We start from the raw sequence: 3,789 nt of genomic DNA, 5'->3' as shown, positions 1-3,789 counted from the left end.
ATTTAAGGGGTCAAATTAAGCATAATAGCATGCTTGTTAATATTAGTCGCTTTTCTGATGTGCACGAAAAAATTGAATGTTTGATAGATGAATATTTAAAAGCGTTAAAAAATGATATTAATGCTTTTATTTTACTTCCAAATTCAGTAAAACAAAGTAGCTTGATACTAAACTTAAAGAATATTTTTGAGACAAAATTTGATATAGAATTTTCATGGTTAGAGATTTCAAAAAAATTATCCGAAATCGCAAATAGTATTCAAGTAATAGCGGTTTACCAAAATAGTAAGAAGCCGCTTAAATATAATACTGGCGAAAGAGTAAATGTCATTGCGGTTGGAGGACTTAGCCTATCACGTGGCTTTACTCTAGAAGGACTCAGTGTTAGTTATTTTATAAGAAGTACAATATTCTATGATACGCTTATGCAGATGGGTAGATGGTTTGGGTATAGACAAGGCTATGAGGATTTATGTAAAATTTATATGCCAAAAGATATTCAAAACTATTTTAGATTTATTATTGAGGCTACAAATGAGCTTATGTATAAATTTAAAGAGATGGCGGAAGATGGTCTAACTCCTTATAATTTTGGACTAGCTGTCAGACAAGATCCAAACAGTCAATTACAAATTACAGCCAAAAATAAGATGAAAAACGCAGAAGAAAAATGTATGTCATTGGATTTAAGTGGAAAGCTAATAGAAACCGTAAGATTTGCTAAAAACCCACAACTACACGATAATAATTTAAATATTTTAAAAGAGCTTATAGAATCACTTAATAGAGGTAGTAAAAAAGGAAGCGCCACTATATATAAAAATATAGATAAAATGGAAATATTAAAATTTATAAATAACTTTAGTGTTATAAAAGCACATATGCAGTTAGATTTTATAAGGGCGTATCTGGAAGATAAGAATACAGTGTGGGATGTTGTTCTTTATGGAGGAAGGGGTATGTTTTTAGAAAAATTTGGGATAAATATGGAAGAGCGCTCAAAATTGCAAGACAAGGGTGATTACATAGAACTTGGGAATAGAAAACTATCGGCAGGAGATCCTGAGAAAGCATTACTAGATGATGAAATTTATGAACAAAGCAAGAAAGAAAAAAGGGGCGACAGGTCTTCATTTTTAAGAAAAAATTTGAAAAATCCAATTTTAATGTTACATATACTAGACACTAAGAACAATCAAATCGGCTTTGGTTGCGATATATTACCAGCCTATGGCGTTTGTTTTCCTAATGATGGTGTTTGTAGTAGCTCTCAAACTATTAAATATTTAATCAATAAGGTATATCAAGAAGAGATGCTTTTTGAATTTGAAGAATTAGAAGAGCAAGATGATTAATCCTTGGAATGATATGAAAAATAATACCAGAAGAAGGATTAATGGTGACAATAGATATGATATTTTTTGGATAGTGGATTTGGATGGAAGATATACTTTTGGCATTGAACTAGATTTTTGTATAAAAACTAGTAAAAAGAGTATAAAATTTATTGGTTTAAATACACTAAGAAAAGATTTTAAAGATGCTACCAAATTTTATATAGCACTAAACGATAATTCCAATTGGCAACTATTTGTATTGGTTTGCAACGATATTATTTCTCTTTTAAATACTTGCAATAATAATGAAAATGTTTTAGACAATATAGAAGCAAGACTTCTAAAATGGAAAAAATTTTTTATTTCAAATGATGATGATTTTGGGACAGAAAGGCAAATGGGGCTATTTGGTGAACTTAGTTTTTTAAATAATATTGCAGCTAAACAAGTTGGTTTTGAAGAGGCATTAAGTTCTTGGGTTGGGGCAGATTTTGATAAACAAGACTTTTTATTTAATGACTGCGCTGTTGAGATTAAAACGTATAAAGCTTCAAAGTCACCACATGTTATAATTTCATCTGCTTATCAACTTTATACAACTAAAGAAAAATTATATCTCGCGGTATACTCTTTATCTATAAATTCGCAAGGACTTAGTGTTGAGGATATCATAAAGAGTATAGAAGTAAAGGTCGCTGACGTAGAATCATTTTATAAAAAGCTTTTTTCGTATGGCTATAAATCAAATTTCCAAGTAGAACTATTAAAATTTAAAATAGATAAAATTTTATTTTTTAATGTAGATAATAAATTTCCAAAAATTACTTCCATAGATATAGATTCCAGAATTCATAACGTAAAATATACGGTAGATTTATTAAAATGCAATGAATTTTTGTTGGATAGAATAAAACTTTAAAGGCAAAAAATGGTTAGTTTAGATGACTTTCATCAAGATTTTATGCAGGATATCGTGAGTCAAGCCCAAAGCCGAGGTATAAGCAAACAAGAAGCATTTTTTGAGTCGGTCTGTGACTCTCTTGTTGACGAAGGAGAGCTATCGCAAGACTACATGATTGCTGAATACAATAAAAGAGATATGGAAGTAAGTGGATATGACTTTGATGTAGAGCGTGGTAAGCTTAGTCTTCTAGTGCATTGTTTTTTTCAAAGTGATGATATACAAACTCTCATAAAAGCGCAGATAGAATCAAAATTTAAAAAGCTGGAAAATTTCCTTTTAAGGAGTTTCCAAAAACTTTATGATACTATGGAGGAGGGTTTTGAGCATTACTCAATGGCCTATAATATATATTCGTATTTAATTAAAAATGAAATTAAAAAAATCCGCCTTATCATTATAACAGATGGAAAAATTACTAAAAATTTAGCAAGCATCCCAAATAAAGTACTATCTGGCATTGATGCGGAATATCGCATCATAGATATTGAGTTTTTATATAAAATCTATACTATAAATAACTCAAAAAACAACTTTGACGTTGAGGTTGATTTGCCGGCGCTTGTAGTAGACACGCCGGCGAAAGACTACAGATCTTATTTAAGCGTAATAGATGGTAGGACAATAGTTGAAATTTATGATACATTTGGCTCTAGACTTTTAGAACAAAACGTCAGAACTTTTTTGCAGTTTAGAGGCAACGTCAATAAGGGGTTGCGAAACACTATAGAATATAAGCCAGAGATGTTTTTCGCATACAATAATGGCATAACTGCAACAGCTAATGATGTTATTTTACAAGATGGCAAAATTATAAAAATATCAAATTTTCAGATTGTCAATGGAGGTCAGACCGTATCGGCCATATATGCTTCAAGTAAAAATTCAAAGCTAGACGTATCAAAAATTTATGTTCAGATGAAACTATCTGTAGTTGCTGACGCCGAAAAACAAGATGAATTTGTCTCAAAAGTTAGCGAATACGCAAATACCCAAAACAAGATAAATCAATCGGATTTCTTTTCAAATAGTCCTTTCCATAAAGATTTCAAAGAATGCTCAAGAAGAAATTTGGCACCAGCTGTTGATGGAATACAAGTAAGAACTCATTGGTTTTATGAGAGGGTAAGGGGCGAATACTTAAATGAACAAGCATATTTAAGTGGCACAGATAAAAAGAAATTTCAAATAGAAAACCCCAAGTCACAACTTATAGATAAAACATTTTTAGCTAAAAGCGAAATCGCTTGGCTACAATCGCCGGATATTGTATCAAAAGGCGCACAATATAGCTTTATGGCTTTTGCAAAACATATTACTCAAATGTTAGAAAAAGATGAGCTTTGTATAACGAGCAACTATTTTAAAGAAGCAGTATCTAGAATTATAATGTTTAAACAAGTTGAAAAACTTGTTTCTTACGCCACTTGGTACAATGGTGGTTATAGGGCACAATGCGTAGCCTATACCCTATCGTACTTATCGTATTAT

General features: G+C 30.9%; 3 protein-coding genes. All 3 read left to right on the top strand.

Features of this window, described 5'->3' with window-relative positions; all coding sequences use genetic code 11:
* Positions 1-1,355: Z1 domain-containing protein (locus CYP84_RS07260; protein ID WP_180996399.1), on the top strand; the 1,355-nt coding region annotated here is incomplete at its 5' end.
* Positions 1,348-2,256: a PD-(D/E)XK motif protein gene (locus CYP84_RS07255; protein ID WP_084042017.1), complete on the top strand. Its 909-nt coding sequence runs from the start codon at positions 1,348-1,350 to the stop codon at positions 2,254-2,256. The genes CYP84_RS07260 and CYP84_RS07255, both read left to right, overlap by 8 nt.
* A gap of 9 nt (positions 2,257-2,265) precedes the next feature.
* On the top strand, positions 2,266-3,789 hold a 1,524-nt coding region (locus CYP84_RS07250; RefSeq protein WP_103637116.1), incomplete at its 3' end, for an AIPR family protein.

The sequence above is a fragment of the Campylobacter concisus genome (assembly GCF_002912425.1).
GTDB lineage: Bacteria > Campylobacterota > Campylobacteria > Campylobacterales > Campylobacteraceae > Campylobacter_A > Campylobacter_A concisus_AH.
Note: the sequence above shows the minus strand (reverse complement) of the source record. Positions and strands in the feature narration are given on the sequence as shown.